The sequence below is a fragment of the Melghirimyces thermohalophilus genome (assembly GCF_900102685.1).
Lineage (GTDB): Bacteria > Bacillota > Bacilli > Thermoactinomycetales > DSM-45169 > Melghirimyces > Melghirimyces thermohalophilus.
Window position 1 is genome coordinate 77,346 of record NZ_FMZA01000003.1, and the last position, 18,682, is coordinate 96,027.

Genomic DNA, 18,682 nt, shown 5'->3' on the forward strand with positions numbered 1-18,682 from the left:
TGCTAGATAGAGAGTGCTTCGTTTGCCGTCTATCATGATCATGGATAAACTCTTTATAGATTTTTCGGCCAATGGAAGGGAAAACCGATGCGATTCGGAAGATTTCAATTCAGTCTGCGGCATGTTATCACCCTGTTGGTTTGCACAGTGGTGATCCTGGCCTTGTCCGTAACCGGAATCTTGGTCGGGGAGGAGATGGTGGAGGAAACGGAGCGGCGCTTGTCCGATCAAGCGATGGGGATCGCGCAGTCCGTCGCCCTCTCCCCGGTGGTGGTTCAATCCCTGGAAGGAAAGGGAGAAGAGGGCGCGATCCAATCCTTCGCGGAAAAGGTTCGTCGCAAAACCGGGGTTCGGTTTATCGTGGTGATGGATATGAACGGGATACGCTGGTCCCACCCGGACCCGGCGAAGATCGGGAAACGCTTTGTCGGGAGGGATGAGGGGAAAGCCCTTCATGGCGACTCCTACACTTCGGTGGCGGAGGGAACCTTAGGGGCGTCCCTGCGCACTTTTGTCCCGGTTAAAAACGGAGAAGGGAAGCAAGTGGGGGTGGTGGCTGTCGGCCTCATGAAGGACCGGGTGGAAGAGGCCGTGGGCCGCCGCTTGCGTGTCCTTTACCCCGCCATCGGCTTTGGCCTCTTGGTCGGCATCCTGGGTGCCTGGGCGCTGGCCCGCAAGGTCAAACAAGTGCTGTTCGGGCTAGAGCCGCTTCAAATCGCCAGACTCCTGCAAGAAAGAAACGCGATGCTGGAGTCGGTCCGGGAAGGGATCGTCGCTGTCAATCGGGAAGGGCAAGTGATTCTGGCCAATGGGGAAGCGGTCCGTCTCTTTCAAAAGGCGGGGCTGTCTGACGATCTCATCGGGCGACAGGCGGAAGAGATCATTCCTCGCTTTCGATTGAAGGAGGTGGTGGAAAACCGCTCCCTGCAAAAGGATCAAGAATTGCAAATGAACGGGTTGACTCTGCTTGTCAACCGGGCTCCGATCCTAGTGGACCATCATGTCATCGGAGCGTTGGCCGTCTTTCGCGACAAGACGGAGGTGAAACAGCTGGCGGAACAGCTGACCGGCGTCAAGATGTATGCCGAAGCCCTGCGGGCTAAAACCCACGAATTTATGAACCGCCTCCATGTGATATTGGGAATGGTGGAAATCGGGGAGTATCGAGAACTCTCCGGGTATATTCGGCAATGGACCGATCATTATCAGCTGGAGGTGGGATCTGTCTCCCGGCTGGTGAAGGACCCCGTGTTGGCTGGCTTTCTGTTGAGTAAAATGAGTGCGGCTCGGGAGCAGGGGGTCGAGCTACATCTTACGGGGGAAGGAAGTTGGCCGAAGTCTCCGGAGGCTCATGTGGTCGACGAGTGGGTTACCATTGTGGGCAACTTGATTGACAATGCCTTGGAAGCGGTGCGAAAGGCACGACAAAAGGAGATTGATCTCGTACTGAAGGCATCGGATACCCAACTTTCGCTCTCGGTTTCGGATACCGGTGGCGGGATCCCGAAAGTGCTGAGACGGAATATTTTTGTGAGAGGTTTTTCCACGAAGGGAGAGGATCGGGGTTTTGGGTTGACCCTGGTACAGCAGAGTGTGGAAAGGTTGGGGGGGACCCTCTGGTTCAGCTCCGGAAAGGATGGAACAACCTTTCAGGTGGATTTGCCCCGAGAACGGGAGGAGGTGAGCTCATGATCCAGGTATTGATCGTGGAAGATGACCCGATGGTGGCAACCATCAACCGACGGTACGTGGAGGCGATCTCGGGCTTTCGTTGTGTCGGTTGGGCGTCGGAGCGATCCGAGGTATTCCATCTTTTAGCCCAGAATCGTGTCGATTTGGTACTATTAGATATTTTTATGCCGGGGCAGAACGGACTGGAACTGCTGCGGGAGCTCCGATACACCGAGGAGGAAATCGATGTGATCGTCATCTCCGCCGCCAGCGATGTGCAGCACATTCAGACTGCCCTGCGACTAGGGGCGACGGATTATCTAATCAAACCCTTTGAATTTGAACGGTTGCGACAGTCTCTCGAATCCTATCAAAAAGAGCTGGAGTTGATGCGCGGACAGGAAGAATGGAGCCAGGAGGAGCTGGACCGACTCCTCCAGTCCCGCAGTTTGTCTGACGAACCGACGCCGGAATTGCCCAAAGGTTTAACGTTTACCACATTGGAACGGGTGGTAGAGAGCATTCAGCAAACGAAGGCGGGATTTTCTACTGGTGACCTGGCTCAGGTAGCCGGCATTTCCCGCGTTTCCACGTCCAAATATTTGAAGTTTCTAGTCAAGATCGGGTATCTCTCTGTCGCTATGCAATATCGGGAAGTGGGCCGGCCGGTTTACCGGTATTACCTGACCCGGGATCATCGAGAACGAATTCAACCTTATGTGGGGACACGGAGTTAATTTATTTACAAAATGGTTTGTTTGCTTATTATTTCTGGGTGCTCCGTTCAGGGGGGATATAAGATGAAAGGAGGTTGATAGCCAAGGAGGATGACGATGCAAAGAATGGAGCAAGGAAATTTATCAGGCCATTTATCGTGGGATCGATTGAAAGGGCTTGCAATATATGGTATCCCTCTCCCCCTGTTCGCACTTTTTTCTCTGTTGGCCATTGTCGCCATGTATCTGAACTTATTGCCTTCGGGGATGATCGGGGCTCTATTGATTATGATCGTCCTCGGTGAGTGGTTTGGCTGGATCGGAGATCATACCCCGGTGATCCGCAGCTTTTTAGGCGGTGGAGCGATTGTGGCGATCTTTGCATCCGCGGTGATGGTGTATGGCGGGTGGATGCCCGAGGAGACGGTGACGTCGATCACCCAGTTTATGAAATCTGGCGGCTTTTTGGACTTTTATATCGCTGCCTTGATTACCGGCAGTATTCTGGGAATGGATTCTCGGCTTCTGGTCAAAGCGGGAGCCCGCTACGCTTTCCCCTTGCTGGCAGCTGTGTTGGGATCGATTGTGCTGGCCTGTGTGGTTGCTTTTTTTATCGGTTTTGACGTGAAAGAAGCTGCGTTGGTCGTGGCCATGCCGATCATGGGGGGAGGTATGGGGGCTGGTGCCGTTCCCATGTCCCAAATTTATTCGGAGCTGATGGGGCGAAGTCCGGAGTACTATCTGTCGATTCTCGTTCCGGCATTGGCATTGGGGAATGTGTTTGCCATCATTTTTGGGGGGTTGTTGGATCGGATTGGCAAACGATTCCCAAACTGGACCGGGAACGGACAATTGATGAAGGGAATGGAGTATCAAGAAGCTGAAAAAATCCGATTGGATATGACCTTGATGGGGGGAGGGCTGCTGGCGGCGTTAAGCTTTTTTGTTCTGGGTCAAGTGCTGGGCCAATGGGTGCCGATCCATCCTTACGCCTTGATGATTTTGGCGGTGGCGGCAGCAAAGATTTTCCGGTTGATTCCCGCAACCTTGGAAGAGGGGGCCAGCCAGTGGTATCGGTTTGTGGCGAAAAACTGGACCTTCGCTCTTCTGGTGGGGATCGGAGTGGCATACACCGATCTAGAGGCGGTTCTGCAAGCGATTAATGTCGAGTATGTGTTGATCGTTTTCTCCGTTGTGCTAGGTGCGGTAGCCGGATCCGCTTTGATCGGCAGATGGGTCGGTTTTTACCCCATCGAATCGGCGATCACCGCGGGGTTGTGTATGGCCAATATGGGCGGAACAGGGGATGTTGCGGTTTTGTCGGCTTCCCGACGGATGGAGTTGATGCCCTTCGCTCAAATATCTTCCCGTCTAGGTGGAGCCCTGATTCTGCTTCTGGCCAGCCTGATCATTCCCCTTCTCGCTTAACCGTGGAAATGGTGGGGATAGAAAAAGAGGGCAGGGATTAAACCCTGTCCCTTTTGTCTGGATGTGGTTTCAACTTCGGAATCGGTCTAGGTTGGCGAAGAAGTCTTTCAGAAAATCATAAAACAGTTGTTCCGATGGAGGAAGATCTCGGTTTTTAGGGACGATGATTCCGACGGTGCGGGTCAGTTCTGGTTCGCTGATGGGGATTTTGACCGTTCCCTGTGGAATGCTTTCCATCAAGGTGATCTCCGGGAGGATGGTGACGCCGAGGCCGGCAGCGACCAAGCCTTTGATGGCATCGATATCCTCACCTTCAAAGGATACATCGGGTGTAAAACCCATCTGCTGGCATGCTTCCACCACGATTTGATACAAAACGAAACCGGAGGGAAAGAGGACAAATGAATGATTCCGCAGCTGGTCTAAACGCAAAGCGGGTTGGTCAGACAAGTCATGGTTGGAGGGGAGCAGGGCCACCAGCTTTTCAGAGAAAAAAATATCCCCCTTAAAATCCCGGGTGTCGGAGGGGACAGGAGCGATCATGGCCAGCTCCAACTCCCCACGAATCAAGGAGTCGATCAGTTGTCGCATGGAACCTTGTCGGAGTTGAAAGTTGATGTTGGGATAAAGTACCCGGAAAGCGGAAATCACCCGCGGCAGGATATGTGATGCCATACTGCTGGGAAAACCGAGCCGAATCGTGCCCCGCTCCGGATCCAAAAACTCCTCGATCTCCACCAATGCTTTGTCGATGGCGAAAACTGATTTTTCCGCGTGTTCCAAAAAGATCCGACCTAAGGCGGTTAATCGCACGTTCCTCCCTTCCCTGACAAAAAGTTGCACGCCCAGTTCCGATTCCAGGTTGGCGATTTGCCGACTGACTGCAGATTGTGCTACATGAAGGGCGTTGGCTGCCTCAGTGACATGTTCCCGTTTCGCCACTTCAATAAAATATTGGATCTGTCTCAGCTCCATGGGATAGACCTCCGGATCATTAATTAATATCATACAGAGATTGTTTTTTATCCAACATTATAACGTACCGATCGATCCTCGCTACTAAAATAATAAATCGTTGCAGAAAAGGGAGGATCAACTTACAGAGGGCTGTTGTTTAACGAAAAAACCCCTTAAAGCAGTTCCGTCCACAGAGGGCCTGTGTCTGCTTTAAGAGGTCGATATCCAGGCGATGTGGCTGGATTAGGAGAATGGATCTGCTTCTTGATATGCTCGGGCGTATTGATCGGCGGCTACAATCGCATCAGCCACTTCATCTGCGGTGATCTGAAAGGCCTGGAATGTCTTCCTTTTGCAATTCCTGGACCACTTGGTGTCCGGCAATTTCTAAACAGTTTGATCCGCGATGACGACAGCTCCTTGAGCGATCCCTTTTAAATATGTTCCGATTTGTTCGAAGGCGTTTTTACCTTGCACATATTTGGAGGGGCTGATAAAGACTCGTTCAGCCAATCGATACACCCTTTCCTTTTGTTCTCCCATTTAGTATGAGGTTTTGTTTGCCGATTATCCGTAGGAACAAAGCGATCAGATAAAAGCGTTCCCTTTGTATAAATATTCTTAAATTACAGTTGAGAAAAATGATTTTGTTTATTAAAATTAGTGATACGGAATCGTATCCGCTTAGTCCGGAAAATCGAGTTTGAGGTGATCGCTTTTGTCCAATCATTACATGTTAACAGGGTATCCCGGATTCCTCTCTGGCCGGCTGTTTCGCGGATTGGTCCAACATGACCCCTCCGCTCGCTTCACCTTTCTCGTTCATCCCAGTCAAATGGATAAAGCTCGTCAACAGATCGGCTCACAAGACCATGTGCACCTGCTGGAGGGGGATATCACTCTGGAAGACTTGGGGATCCCCGAGGAAGAGACGAACCGCCTCCGGGAAGAGGTGACCCATTTCCTGCACCTGGCGGCCATTTATGATCTGGCTGTTCCCAAAGATGCCGCCTATAAGGTCAATGTAAAGGGCACGGACCATGTGAACCGGTTTGTACAGTCCTTAACACATCTGAAGCGGTATGTGTATTTCAGCACCGCTTATGTTTCGGGAACGCGGACCGGGAAGGTGACGGAAGAGGATTTGGCATGTGGCCAGGATTTTAAAAATCATTATGAAGAGACCAAATTTGAAGCGGAGAAACTGGTGCGTGATTTAAAAGGGGTTCCAACCACTATTATCCGACCTGGGGTCGTCGTCGGGGATTCCCAAACGGGAGAGACGGAGAAATTTGACGGTCCTTATTTCATCTTCCGTTATTTGGATGCCATGAACCCGTTTCCGGTTCCTTATGTGGGTAAAGGTGAAAACCCTTTCAATATTGTGCCGGTGGACTATATCATTCAATCCACAGTATATTTGACCCATGCGGGGAAAGACGGAACCTTTCATCTGACCGATCCGTCTCCCTATTCCGCCCGGGAAGTCTACGAGATGATCGCAGAGGAGTTGCTTGGAAAGAAACCGCGCTATACCATTCCGGAAAAAATAGCGAAAGCGATGATGTCCATCCGCATGATCCGACGCTATTTCGGCGTAGAAAAAGAAGCGATCTCCTATATGTCCAGTCAATCTGATTATGACAGCTCCTGGACGCAGTCGGTCCTGCGGGAGGGAGGAATCCACTGTCCTGATTTTAAATCCTACTTACCCAATCTGGTACGTTATTATCAGGAGCATCGGGAGGATACTGCTAAGAAGATTCCGATCCGTTAAACGGACAGGACCATTTTGCAAAAAAAACTTTTAAAAAAGAGATGAAAAGGTACCTAAAAATCGATACCCCTTACGAATAATAGATTATAAAGGTAAGAATCCCTCTTACTTTTTGGTCTGGTCTTGACATACCCCTGTCCGCAATTCAGCGGCGGGGGATTTTTTGTGAAGAGAATTCGTTTACTTCCCTTTTCCACTTGTATTAACATAGAAGTATTGTAGCAAGACATCGGAATGGAATTATGATCAAAGGGGAAACGAACCGTGGTTGAGACTTTGACAGCAGGAATGATCCACCGGTTGGCCGAGATCGATCGTCTGATGGGTTTGAGGAATGACGAGCTGCATCAGGGCCGAATCCGGGATTTGATCCGAAAATGGGATCAAGAGGAGTTTACAGTGGCTTTTTGCGGCCATTTTTCGGCGGGGAAATCGACGCTGTTAAACGAGTTGTACGGGAAAGAATTGCTTCCGACAAGCCCCGTCCCGACAAGTGCCAATGTAGTGAAGGTTCGCGCCGGGGAGGATCGGGTGGTGATGACGCTCACCTCCGGTGAACGCCATGAATATCGCGGTGCGTATACAGATGCCGATTTGCAAAGGTTGTGTCAAAACGGAGAAGAAGTGACTGCGGTGGAAGTCTATCGGCAAGATGCCCCATTACCGGAGGGGGTCACTCTATTGGATACTCCCGGGGTGGATTCTACCGACGATGCTCATCGGAGGTCGACAGAAGCAGCCCTCCACCTGGCGGATGCGATCTTTTATGTGATGGATTACAACCATGTGCAATCAGAAGGAAATCTTCACTTTGTCCGTCGTTTAAAGGAGCGGAACAAACAGGTCTATCTGGTCATCAACCAAATCGACAAACATCGAGAAGAAGAGCTATCCTTTGACCGCTTCCGAGAGCGGGTAGAAGAGACGTTTTCCGGGTGGGAACCGGCGGTGGACGGGGTGTTTTACACCTCCCTGAGGCAGCCGGACCACCCGCACAACGCCTTGAATGATTTGAAACAGCAGATTCGCGAGCTGGTGCTGAATCGAAGCGAGCTGTTGGAGCAGAGCCTTTATCGGGAAGCTTCCCATCTGGTTCGGGAACACCTACGGGTTTTGGAGGAACGGAAGCGAAGCATTGCGGAAGAATATGCGGCTGAAGCAGAGCCCAGATCGGAGTTGGAGCGGGAATACCACTTTTGGCAACAAGAGCGAACACGGCTCGATCAGGCGTGGGAACAGACGGATGCCGAATTTCGTAAGGGTTTGGAAGATATCCTAGCCAATGCTTACCTGATGCCCTACGAAAACCGGGAACGGGCCCGCCTGTACTTAGAGACGATCTTGACCAAGTTTCGAGTGGGATGGTTGTTTTCCCGAGGAAAAACGGAAAAAGAGAAAGAAAGTCGGTATCAATCCTTTTTGAACGCCGTGCAGCAGACTGTGGATGCCCAGTTGGATGTTCACATCAAGCAGTATGGGGTCCGATTTCTGAATGAAAAGGGGATCTACAGCGAAGAGCGGGTGGCCGGAATATACAAATGGGAATCCCCGGTCCACGGGGGTCTGTTAAAGGAAACGGTGAAAGAGGGCGCCGGCTTGAGCGGGGACTATGTTTTGAAGTACACGGCCGATCTCTCGGAAAAAATCAAACAGAAATACCGCCGTCTGGCGATGGATTGGTTTGCTTCCATCGCCGATGCGCTGCGGCAACAGATCGCGGTTCAACAGAAGGAAGCAGAAATGGAACTAACCCGCTTGCAGGAGCGGATCGACTCAGCTAAAAAGATAGAGCGATTGGAGTCCGATTATCGCGAAGCGGAATCCGTGTTGAACGCGCTCCTTGATGGCCGGATGGTGCCGGAAGAAGAAGTCGATCTGAAGCGGATTCTGGGGGAAACGAGTCCGGTCATCAAAGAAGGGAACTGGCCCGAAGCGATGGATCCCTCTCTGCAGGAGTCGCAAAAGGCAGATACCGAGGATCCAATCTCGTCCGATGCTCCATCTACTCCTGTAGAGGCCAATCGGACGGAAGCGGCGCTGGTCACCTTCCGCCAAGCGGAATCAGTGATGGAAGGGATCAAACCGCTCCAGTCCATCCGGCAGGATCTGGCGGCGAAGCGGGAGCGAGTAGAGAATCGACACTTTACCGTTGCCCTCTTTGGTGCTTTTAGTGCCGGGAAATCATCCTTTGCCAACGCGTTGATGGGAGACCGCGTATTACCGGTTTCCCCCAACCCGACCACCGCTGCGATCAACCGAATCTCCGCTCCAGAGGGCGAGAATCGGCACAAAGAAGTGATCATCCGATTTAAGGAAAAAGAGACCTTGTTGCAAGAGGTGCAGCAAGCCTGCCAACGCTACGGAAAAACCGTCGACTCTCTGGAGGACTCCCTGGAGGTGATTTCGGAGATGCTGGAACGCTCCGATCCCGATCCTGGAAAACAGACGGTTCTCTCCTTCCTGCGTGCATTTCGGGAGGGATACGAAGAGGTGGTCGGGATGTTGGGCCAATCTCGCCGCTTTACGTTGGAGGCGTTCAGCCGTTATGTATCTGACGAATCCCGTGCCTGCTTTGTGGAGCTGGCTGAGTTGTATTATGACTGTCCCCTGACCCGACAGGGAGTCACGTTGGTGGATACCCCCGGAGCCGATTCCATTCACGCCCGCCACACGGAAGTAGCCTTCCGCTATATCAAGGATGCCGATGCGATTCTGTTTGTCACCTATTATAATCATGCATTTTCCCGTGCGGATCGCGAGTTTCTGATTCAGTTGGGCCGGGTGAAAGATGCCTTTGAAATGGATAAGATGTTTTTTATCATGAATGCTGCGGACCTGGCCTCATCAGATCGAGAAAGACGGGATGTGATGGCCTATTTGGAGGACCAACTCCTCCAATATGGGATCCGCAAGCCCCGGATGCATGCCGTCTCCAGCCTTCAGGCGTTAAAACCCCAAGCGGTCGACGGGGATCTGCCGCCGTCTGGCACCGGGATGGGTCGATTTCGGGAGGCTTTCAGCACCTTTTTAAATGTGGACCTGATGTCAGTCTCTCTCCATAGCATGGAGTCGGACCTGAACCGGGCCCGAGGTGTGTTACGGGGATTGTTACAGGATGCGAAAGAAGATAATAAGGATCGGCGGCGCAAGCAAGAAGCCTATCGGGAGGAACAGGCGGCCTTAAGCCATCTTCTGGAGGGGATGGAGCGACCCTCCGACCAGCATGCGCTACGTCAGGAAATTGAAGAGCAATTATATTATGTGAAACAGAGATTGTTGCTGCGGTATCATGATGTGTTTGCCGAAATTTTTAACCCTGTGGTGCTGAGTGGTAATCAAGGGAGCAAAAAACAACTGAACGCCTGCGTCCGGGAGATGATCGAGTTTATACGGTCCGACCTCCTGCAGGAATTGCGGGCCACCTCCTTACGGGTGGAGCGCTGGATGGCCGGGGGGCTGAGTCAGCTGATGGACACTTTCCTCGAAGAGGCTCACCAGCTGAACAGCAATCTTCCCTTATCCCGTGACCCGCAGTGGGAGGTATCAGCACCGGATTGGAATCCACCCTTTCCAGAACTGGGACCGGAAGCTTTTAAACAGGCGGTTTCTCTGTTTAAAAACAGCCGGGACTTCTTTGAAAAAGGCGGAAAGACTCGGGTTCGGGACGTGATGAAAACGGGTCTGGAAGAGGCGGTTGCCGATTATCTCCGCCAAGAGATGCCCCGGTGGGTAAACCACTATGAAGGAGAATGGCGAAATGCGGTAGAGGATATCCGCAGAAAGTGGACGACCGATGCCACGGGGTATTACGAGGATCTGTCCCATGTATTGTCTCAAGAGGTGGATCCCTCTGATTATGAACAAGCGGTGGAAAAATTAAATGACCTGTTGCGGGAGTTGGACCGCAAACAAACGTAAAAAGCATGCCGACCTTCGGCATGCTTTTTTATATCGCATAATTTCCGCCGGTTTTTGAAAGGTTAAGGGTGATTTCAATCCAATCAAAACAATCAGGGGAGATCCATATGAACAGATTGATCAGTATCACCATGACCGCGATCCTCCTCGTAACAGCGGGATGTGGCGGTAGTGGGGGGCAACAGCAACAGGGAAGCGGTAGTGGGGAAAACAATCCCCACAAAGCTCAGTCTGCCCACCCGCCGAAGGTGGAAAAGGTTCGAAATCAGAATCAGGCCGGACCCGATGAAAACCGACCAGCCAAGCGCAAGATCGAATCCCTCGGCTTTCTGGAGCCGATGGATAAACAAAAAGCGGTGAAGGATGTCAACAAGGTTGCGGACCATCTGACCTACGTCAGTTTCTTCAGCTACCGGGTAAAGCCTGACGGAGGACTGACTCCGCTGAAGAAGGATGAACCAGCCTTGGAAGAGACCCGCAAACACGGGGCGATTCCCATGTTGGTGATTACCAACTTCGAGGAAGGAAATTTCAGGCCGGAAGTGGCTCATAAGATTTTTACGGATAAAAAGGCGAGCCAACGGCTTACCCGCAATGTGATCCGGGTGATGAAACAAAAAGGATATCAAGCTCTCAACGTCGATTTTGAACATATTAAGGAAAAGGATAAGAAACTGTACAACGGTTTTTTGGAGACTTTTTTGCCGGCGATTAAAAAAGAAGGTTTCACCGTGTCGACGGCTTTGGCTCCCAAATCGAGTGAAAAACAGGGCGGTGCCTGGCACGGAGCTCACGATTACGCGTTTCACGGCAAGGTGGCCGATTTTGTTATCCTGATGACCTATGAATGGGGCTGGTCTGGCGGTCCCCCGATGGCCGTTTCACCGATTCCTCAGGTGAAAAAGGTATTGGACCACGCGGTCACCAAAATACCTCGGGAAAAAATCGTGATGGGAGCCCCGCTGTACGGCTATGATTGGACGCTTCCATACAAAAAGGATGGCCCTCCGGCCAAACGATTGGCGCCCCAGGAAGCGATGGAGCTGGCTCAAAAAACAGGGGCAAAGATCCAATTTAACAACCGCGATCAAGCACCGTTTTTTTACTATCGGGATGATCAACAGAAAAAGCATGTGGTCTGGTTTGAGAATGAACAGTCTACACAGGCCAAGTTTGATCTGATCAAGGAGTACCGCTTGCGCGGGATCGGATATTGGGTGCTTGGAGAGGAGTATCCTCGCAACTGGTCTCTCCTTCAGGACAACTTCAACATCAAGAAGAAATAAACGGACAATCGCGGTCAATGTCCGGCCCGCATAGGATGAACCATCCTGCAGCAAAGGGTGGTTCCGATGGTGAAAAAGAGAAGGCGGCAATCCCACCCGCCTCGGGAGCCGAATCTTCCCTCGAAGAAAAAAATGATCAAAGAATCCGACCTGTATTACAGCCAGATAGTGGCACCGATACAGCGGGAATTACGCCGGGCCCAACAATTTCGCAATTTAGATGTGATCGATGAGCTGTGGAATAAGCGTGAGCAGGCGCTTCGGCAATACCAACTCTTGGTCAAACGTGCGTGTTACATCAAACGGCCATAACAGAACCCCCACTCACCAAGTGGGGGTTTTTCCCTTACCCGAGGGGCCATCCTTCCATTTGGAAGATCATTTTCCCCAGTACGTGATCAATCGGTATCGGGCCGATCGCCCGGCTGTCTTGACTGTTGTGCCGGTTGTCCCCCATGACGAAAACGTGGCCCTCGGGGACGGTCAGTTTATGCATGTCTTCGTCTGACGGGGGTGGAGTGGTTGCATCTTTAAGATAAGGTTCCTTTAAGAGTTGACCGTTTCGGTAAACGATGTTGTCTTTAAACTCCAAGGTGTCACCAGGTCGGCCGATCACCCGTTTAAGCCAACGGTTGTGAGCTTTTTCCTGGCCCGTTACCATCCGGTACAAGGAGGCCTCTTGAAATTCTCTCATCAGGGACCGATCACGGTTGATCACGCTGTCGATCACTACGATATCCCCGTAGTCTGGGACCTGGTCAAACGTATTTGGCAGTTTGGAGATCAGGATATAGTTGTTGTCCTGCAAAGTGGGTTGCATCGATTGGCCGTTCACTTCTGCGGGTTCGATCAGGAAAGTGGTAATCAACAGGGAGAGAGTTGCCGCGATTAACAGTGAGATCGACCAATGAATCAGCGTTCGGATCAGTTTCATAAAATCCCCTTCACATTTTGTGTTTCAATATGGATCCATGAACCTTTTTTCATTATAACGGATGAATGGGGATTTATGACGATGTCTGCTGAAAAAGATGGAGAATGGGGATACGATCCCCAGACGATGATTTAAGTCTCCCTAGGCGCTGTGACGGGTGGGTGGGGCGACTTTGTTCCGTATATCCGATCGTATCCAGATGGACAGGATTAGAGCGATGATAAACAAGCTGGCGAATAAGGTCAGACTTGAGGTGTAGCTGCCTGTGGCCTCCCGTACCAAAGAGGTGAGGGAGGGGCCGGCCAATCCTGCTGCGGCCCAAGCGGTAAGAATGTATCCGTGAATCGCTCCCAGTTCCCTGGTGCCGAACAGATCTCCGATATAGGCCGGGATGGAGGAGAAGCCGCCTCCATAACAGGTGAGGATCAAAAAGATCAGGATCTGGAACAGGAGTGGATGGGTTGTGTGGGGCAGTAGAAAAAAAGCGGCTAGTTGGATCAGAAAAAAGGCGGTATATGTGTTGGGGCGCCCGATAACATCCGATAAGGAGGCCCAGCCGATCCGCCCGAAGCCGTTAAATAAGCCCATCAGCCCCACCATGGAGGCAGCGGCGAAGGCACTCATCCCGGTGATTTCTTGGGCCATCGGAGAGGCGACGGAAATGATGGCGATACCGCAGGTGACGTTGATAAACAACATCAACCACAGAAAATAAAAGCGTCGGGTTTTTAGGGATTGCCGGGCTGTCAATGGGACGGGTTTGTCGATCTTTTGCTGTTTCCCCTGCTGCAGCTGTTGTTTGTAACCACGGGGCAGCCAGTCTGCCGGCGGGGGCTCCAGATAAAGGGAAGACGAGAGCATCAGCGCAAAATAGACCAGACCCAAAATATAAAAGGTGGGTGCGATTCCGGTCCATTCGATCAGCCGGGCCATAATCGGTCCGCTGATCAGGGAGGCGAAGCCGAACCCCATGATGGCCAAGCCTGTCGCCAACCCCCGACGGTCGGGGAACCATTTGACTAGGGTGGATACTGGGGCGATGTATCCCACTCCGAGGCCAATTCCGCCCAGTACACCGTAAAAAAAGTACAGGAGAAACAGGGATCCGATTTGGACGGCAAGGCCGGATCCGGTAACGCCGATGCCGAAAAAGACGGCGGCTAAAATACCGGCTTTTCGGGGACCGTATTTTTCAACAAAGTGGCCGAGAAAAGCGGCGGACAATCCCAAAAAAAGAATGGCGAGGCTGAAGGTGAAGGCGATCTCGCTGTCATCCCACCCGAAACGGCTTTTGAGGGGATTGGTAAAAACGCTCCAAGCATAAACCGAACCGATCGAGAGATGGATACCGACTGCACAGGCGGCGATCAACCAACGGTTTTTATGTTGTTTCATCCGGTTCCTCCTAACGTCACGCATATAAATCATAATATTCCGAAATATATTTTTTACTATACTACCATGAATCAACCTTTTATCACAACCGATACCTGCTCGGAAAATAAATAAAAGGTCAACCCTGCGGCTGACCTGTTTCTATCCGATTACTCTTTATTTTCTGGTTCCGTTGGCTCTTTTTTTTCCAATTTTTTTTTCAGATTGATGAGCGCTTCCTGTTCCGTGTAGCCTTTGCCGGCAGTTTTTCCGGAGACGGCGACATAGAGCATCCCTCTGCAAATGATCTTTACGTTGTCCATGGGACAGTCCCTCTTTCTCTCCTCTCCCGGTGTTCCGCGGCTGTATGACCCGGATAACTGGATAGGCGGGATTCCTTCCTCCTTTCACTGGCATCCATTATGTAGAGTTTCCATTCTATTTCTATCATATGTGATTTCGTCACAATGTCAAAATCCTTTATCGTACGGATGATGAATCATCAGGGGAAAATTCGTTTGCTGTTATCCCTTAATCCTATTGCATAGATTGAATAAGAGAGGAGGAATCGTCCGGTTTTTTAAGTATTTTTTGTTATGATGTGCTTATGATTGGACCAATTCCGGATACAGAATGGAGGTAGGTCTGATGCCAAGTGATGCGCTTATCACCACTCCCTTTGGAGTTGGAGCAATGATTACATCCCTTATTGCCGTATCGTTTTGGCTGGACCGTCGCTTTCGACTGTTTTCCTTTCTGGGGACAGCCATTCTCGTCATTTCCGGTGGGGCGTTGCTGGTTAATTTCGGGGTGATCCCCCCCTCAGTAGGTGTCGATACGATCCACCCGATTTACGTCTTTGCCAATGACTATGCCGTGCCGCTTGCCATCGTCCTGTTGTTGTTATCTTCGGATTTGAGCCGGTTGCGTTCCTTGGGCCGATCTGCCGTGGTGGCCATCCTATTGGGAATGATCGGAACAATGGTCGGTGCGGGTGTGGCCATCGGGTTGACAGCCAGCTGGATCGGACCGGAAGCGTGGAAACTGGGCGGCCAATTCGCAGCCAGTTACATCGGTGGGGGGGTCAACTATGCCGCTGTCGGGAACGCCCTGGATACTTCGGAAACCTTATTTGCGACCGGAGCGGCTGCCGATAATATCATGACCAACGTGTGGATGGTGATGACGGCGATCTTGCCGGCCCTGCTGATTCGATGGTATCCCAGTATCCGAAGGCAGACGGCGAAGAGAGCCGAGGAACAGGGGATCGAGTTTTGGAACCGGAAGGGTGTCTCCATTCAGGATTTGGTCCTGTTGGCGGCAGTCACTTTTACAGTGGTGGCGATTGCGGAGTCGGTGACTCCGGTGATCAATCGATGGGCTGGCTTTGAAATCCCTTCCGTGATCTGGTATACCACCTTGGCTTTGTTGTTGGCGGCATTTACTCCAGTGAACCGCTTGCGAGGGGGAGGGGAGGTGGGTAATTTTCTGCTTCACTTCTTCTTCGCCACCATGGGTGCGGGTACCATTCTCAGCACATTAGTAAATAAAGGTCCTGTCGTGTTTCTGTTCCTATCGGTGATGGTGGGTGTCCACGCCCTTATCTTGTTTGGAATGGGCCGAATTTTTAAAGTGGAAATTGAAATGTTGGCGGTGGCCAGTCAGGCTTGTGTGGGCGGTCCGTCAACGGCGCTGGCGTTGGCCAGCTCCAAAAGATGGACCCCCTTGATCACCCCGGCGGTCCTGCTCGGGGTATTAGGTTATGCTGTTGGAAACTATGTCGGGATATTCATGGCACATTGGATACAGTGGATGTTGATGGGCGGTTGATTGAAAAAGCCTGGCCGATATGGTCAGGCTTTTTGGCAGCTCACTTATGGAGATGGGGTCAACAGGGTCAAAATATAATCTTTCAGGTCGACGATGCGCCAACGCGACGGAAGTTGATCCGTTCCGGCGATGATCAAAGGGGCGGTGGAATCGATTCGATGGAGTGAGCCGTGGCCCGCTCCCCCTTTGTGGGTGGGGGAAGCAGTGTCCGCCAGTTCGTATCCAGGACGAGCGGTTACCAGGAGGTAACGGCCGGCATGGGAGTGTAAGGCGGCGTGCAGACGAACCAAGCCATCCGGATACTCCCCATAGGTGATCTGCTTTCGCTTCTGATCCAGATTCAAATCCAGTGCGGCTGGCTCCTCCTCCAATTCCCATGTTTGACTGTAGGGATCCGTCCATTCTCCTCCCGGTCGAAACCGCATTTGTTTCTGTTTCACGCTATTGACGATGCGGACCCAACCATCATCATCGACCCAGGCCAGGATATCGATGCGATCGTCCTCTTTTAATCGATCCGCCAGTTCTTCCAGCTGGACCTCCTCTTTCAAAGCATAGACATAAGCAGATCGTTCGTTGACAGCCAGCACCACATCCGTATTCTCATCCGGTTGTCGGCCCGGCTGGAGGGTTTTATAATTTTGCAAGAGTTGGTCCAAGCGGACGACGGGCTGTTGATCCGCTGGATGGATCGCCGTCTGTCCCCCATCTCCGCAGACCGCCCAGATTGCCTGTCGAAGGGCTTCATCCCAACTGCCAAAAGCGTCCAGGAGTTGGGCGATTTCCCGATCCACTTTCTGCAATTCCTGTCGTTCCTGGGGACCCGGTCCTTTCCCGTGGATCGGTTTGTCTGGATCCGGCAGATAGACGAACAGAAAATTGGGAAGTCGGTTTTCTTTGATCAGAAACTTCACCGTATCAATGGAATAGGCATCCTTTAGTCCGAATTCCGATAAGGGACCATCGGGTAGGGAGATCTTTTCCTGGAGTGGATTGGTGAGGGCGCCCAGGCTGAGAAAATCGGGTCCTTTTACTGAAAGGCGACGAGGGATCGAGGACGGAACGGACATCCAGACGGGAAAGGTAAGTTCATGATCCCGTGTGCCGCGGTAGATCATACCGTTGACAGAGCCGGTTTTGATACCTTGTTTTTCCAATTCTTCATAAACGGTTTGAACTTGTGGATTTAGGTGTTTTTGATTCAGGTTGATGATCGCGTCCTCCGCAACCTGATTCCAACCGTCCTGGATCATCTCCCCCAGCCCGGTTCCGTAGTTGACCAGGCGCTTTTGCTGCTCGTCGAACCAGATCAGCCCCGGAACCCCGTGTTGATCCGGGTAGGCACCAGTTAAAAAGGAGGTGTCGGCGGTAACAGACATCGTGGGAAAGGAGCTGACCAAACCCTTCTGATAATGACCGTGTTGGATCAGAAAGGAGATGGCTGGTAATTCCCCGTTTTTAACCCCCAGATCCACGGCGGGGGCCATCAGAGAGTCGACCATCAGCCAAATCACTTTTCGTCTGCCCGTCTGGGAAGAGACGCGGGACAAATCTTTCTCCTTACTTTTGGGTTTCGGTTTTTGGGTCAACAGAAAAATGATGATGATGATCACGAAGGCGATCCCAATCCACCACACACCGATCACGTCCTTCAAAAAAGAGGTCTAACCAAATGGTGGCTTTTTTGCTGGGTTTTTATACAATTTGTGAATGAATGGTCATTCATTTTATGGTATACTATGTTTACTTCTATAAGGGGAGGCCGACCGATGCGACACGAATTTCATTTAACGGTTCGATCCACCGATGTGGATATGATCGGCCATGTCAATCACGCCAAGTACCTGGAATACATGGAATGGGCTCGGTTTGAATGGCTGAAAAAGTTAGGTTTGTCGATGGACGAGTTAACACGGCGACAGCTTTTGCCGGTGGTGGTCCATCTCCGTATCGATTATCGCAAGGAACTGAAATTGGATGAACAGGTGAAGATCATTTCCGAACCGATTCGCTCCGGTACAAAAAGCAGTGTGGTGGGCCAAAAAGCATTTAACTCCAGGGGTGATCTCGCCTGTGAGGCGGAAATTACCTGGGTGTTGATCGATGCCAAGCGGAGAAAAGCGGTAGAGCTGCCTTCCGAGGTGAAAAGCTTGCTCCAGTCAGTGTGAGGAAAAAGCCCTTCTTCTCCGAAGGGGAAAAGTTTTAATAGATCAGAGGGATCAACCGCCAGGTCCGGGACTGATAGTTTCGGTATGCGCTGCCGAAAAAGGCGATCAACATTTTTTCCTCCACATGCATTCGGTAACTGTAGGCGATCAGGAAACAGCAGCCATTGATCAGGACAACCGGCCACCAGCACGTGCTTAAGGCAAATCCGAAAAAGGTGATCAAGGTGCCGAGGTAGCCGGGATGGCGAATGAACCGGTAAAATCCGGTGTCGATCACCCGGTGTTCTTGTTGGATCCCGATGTTTCGACTAAAGAAGCGGCCCAGTGTCCGCATCGCTTTCCAGCGAAGCCAAACCCCCGCGATCCCGATGAAGATTCCGAGATAAAAGAAAAGGTGTTGACTGGGAAAGCCGTTGGAAAGAAAGACCAGAGTGGGACAGGCGACCATCAGGCATAGCGCTGCGCCCAGGAGCAGTGTGGAGATACGGTCTTTTCTCCGCTCTCCCCGAGGCTGTTCTCGCACACTTTCCAAAAAGATGTAAAGGATAACGGGACTGTATGCCAACCCGATCATAGAACATCCGTCCTCTTGATTTGATAGGACATTCTATGAAGACGGGGTG

General features: G+C 51.5%; 15 protein-coding genes and 1 pseudogene. 9 read left to right on the top strand and 7 right to left on the bottom strand.

The genetic code is table 11. The features are described 5' to 3' along the window. The first annotated feature begins 87 nt into the window (after positions 1 to 87). From dcuS to BLP91_RS02865, 3 genes are all read left to right on the top strand, one after another. Positions 88 to 1,692 (top strand): DcuS/MalK family sensor histidine kinase, encoded by a 1,605-nt coding sequence (dcuS, locus tag BLP91_RS02855; RefSeq protein WP_091566483.1) that lies wholly within the window; start codon positions 88 to 90, stop codon positions 1,690 to 1,692. Further along, complete coding sequence (locus BLP91_RS02860; RefSeq protein ID WP_091566485.1) at positions 1,689 to 2,408, top strand: response regulator; 720 nt, start codon at positions 1,689 to 1,691, stop codon at positions 2,406 to 2,408. Before dcuS ends, BLP91_RS02860 begins: the two co-directional genes overlap by 4 nt. A gap of 96 nt (positions 2,409 to 2,504) precedes the next feature. Further along, a complete protein-coding gene (locus BLP91_RS02865) occupies positions 2,505 to 3,815 on the top strand; it encodes a 2-hydroxycarboxylate transporter family protein (RefSeq protein ID WP_091566487.1) in 1,311 nt (436 codons plus the stop codon). 69 nt (positions 3,816 to 3,884) lie between these two features. Here the strand turns inward: BLP91_RS02865 and gltC are convergent, their stop codons facing one another. Together gltC and BLP91_RS17485 are read right to left on the bottom strand one after the other, a co-directional pair. Continuing rightward, the gene (gene gltC, locus BLP91_RS02870) at positions 3,885 to 4,790 is read right to left on the bottom strand and encodes a glutamate biosynthesis transcriptional regulator GltC (protein ID WP_091566489.1); all 906 of its coding nucleotides are present in this window, start codon (positions 4,788 to 4,790) and stop codon (positions 3,885 to 3,887) included. A gap of 322 nt (positions 4,791 to 5,112) precedes the next feature. Further along, a pseudogene (locus tag BLP91_RS17485) lies at positions 5,113 to 5,315 on the bottom strand (glycerol dehydrogenase); the annotation flags it as partial. Positions 5,316 to 5,490: 175 nt separating this feature from the next. On the opposite strand from BLP91_RS17485, the gene BLP91_RS02875 reads away from it, so the two are divergent. The 4 genes from BLP91_RS02875 to BLP91_RS02890 all read left to right on the top strand — a co-directional run bounded on the left by BLP91_RS02875 (position 5,491) and on the right by BLP91_RS02890 (position 12,065). Then, a complete protein-coding gene (locus BLP91_RS02875; protein WP_245662062.1) occupies positions 5,491 to 6,549 on the top strand; it encodes an SDR family oxidoreductase in 1,059 nt (352 codons plus the stop codon). Positions 6,550 to 6,813: 264 nt separating this feature from the next. Continuing rightward, positions 6,814 to 10,467, top strand: a complete 3,654-nt coding sequence (locus BLP91_RS02880) for a dynamin family protein (RefSeq protein WP_091566491.1) — start codon at positions 6,814 to 6,816, stop codon at positions 10,465 to 10,467. A gap of 107 nt (positions 10,468 to 10,574) precedes the next feature. Further along, positions 10,575 to 11,753: a glycosyl hydrolase family 18 protein gene (locus tag BLP91_RS02885; RefSeq protein ID WP_091566493.1), complete on the top strand. Its 1,179-nt coding sequence runs from the start codon at positions 10,575 to 10,577 to the stop codon at positions 11,751 to 11,753. Positions 11,754 to 11,822: 69 nt separating this feature from the next. Continuing rightward, the gene (locus tag BLP91_RS02890) at positions 11,823 to 12,065 is read left to right on the top strand and encodes a hypothetical protein (RefSeq protein ID WP_143003445.1); all 243 of its coding nucleotides are present in this window, start codon (positions 11,823 to 11,825) and stop codon (positions 12,063 to 12,065) included. A gap of 34 nt (positions 12,066 to 12,099) precedes the next feature. On the opposite strand, the gene lepB is transcribed toward BLP91_RS02890, so the two are convergent. The 3 genes from lepB to BLP91_RS16565 all read right to left on the bottom strand — a co-directional run bounded on the left by lepB (position 12,100) and on the right by BLP91_RS16565 (position 14,384). Then, positions 12,100 to 12,687: a signal peptidase I gene (gene lepB, locus BLP91_RS02895; protein ID WP_091566496.1), complete on the bottom strand. Its 588-nt coding sequence runs from the start codon at positions 12,685 to 12,687 to the stop codon at positions 12,100 to 12,102. A gap of 141 nt (positions 12,688 to 12,828) precedes the next feature. Beyond that, the gene (locus tag BLP91_RS02900; protein ID WP_091566498.1) at positions 12,829 to 14,082 is read right to left on the bottom strand and encodes an L-lactate MFS transporter; all 1,254 of its coding nucleotides are present in this window, start codon (positions 14,080 to 14,082) and stop codon (positions 12,829 to 12,831) included. Between the two features lie 149 nt (positions 14,083 to 14,231). After that, positions 14,232 to 14,384, bottom strand: coding sequence for a hypothetical protein (locus BLP91_RS16565; RefSeq protein WP_176757784.1), 153 nt, complete (start codon positions 14,382 to 14,384; stop codon positions 14,232 to 14,234). A gap of 370 nt (positions 14,385 to 14,754) precedes the next feature. On the opposite strand from BLP91_RS16565, the gene BLP91_RS02905 reads away from it, so the two are divergent. Then, a complete protein-coding gene (locus BLP91_RS02905) occupies positions 14,755 to 15,891 on the top strand; it encodes a DUF819 family protein (protein WP_176757785.1) in 1,137 nt (378 codons plus the stop codon). Between the two features lie 44 nt (positions 15,892 to 15,935). On the opposite strand, the gene BLP91_RS02910 is transcribed toward BLP91_RS02905, so the two are convergent. Next, the gene (locus tag BLP91_RS02910) at positions 15,936 to 17,528 is read right to left on the bottom strand and encodes an alkaline phosphatase family protein (RefSeq protein ID WP_245662064.1); all 1,593 of its coding nucleotides are present in this window, start codon (positions 17,526 to 17,528) and stop codon (positions 15,936 to 15,938) included. A 132-nt stretch (positions 17,529 to 17,660) separates the two neighbouring features. On the opposite strand from BLP91_RS02910, the gene BLP91_RS02915 reads away from it, so the two are divergent. Then, entirely contained in the window at positions 17,661 to 18,059 is a 399-nt protein-coding gene (locus tag BLP91_RS02915) for an acyl-CoA thioesterase (RefSeq protein ID WP_091566502.1), read from the top strand. A gap of 34 nt (positions 18,060 to 18,093) precedes the next feature. On the opposite strand, the gene BLP91_RS02920 is transcribed toward BLP91_RS02915, so the two are convergent. Further along, the gene (locus tag BLP91_RS02920; protein WP_091566504.1) at positions 18,094 to 18,633 is read right to left on the bottom strand and encodes a methyltransferase family protein; all 540 of its coding nucleotides are present in this window, start codon (positions 18,631 to 18,633) and stop codon (positions 18,094 to 18,096) included. Positions 18,634 to 18,682 lie beyond the last annotated feature (49 nt).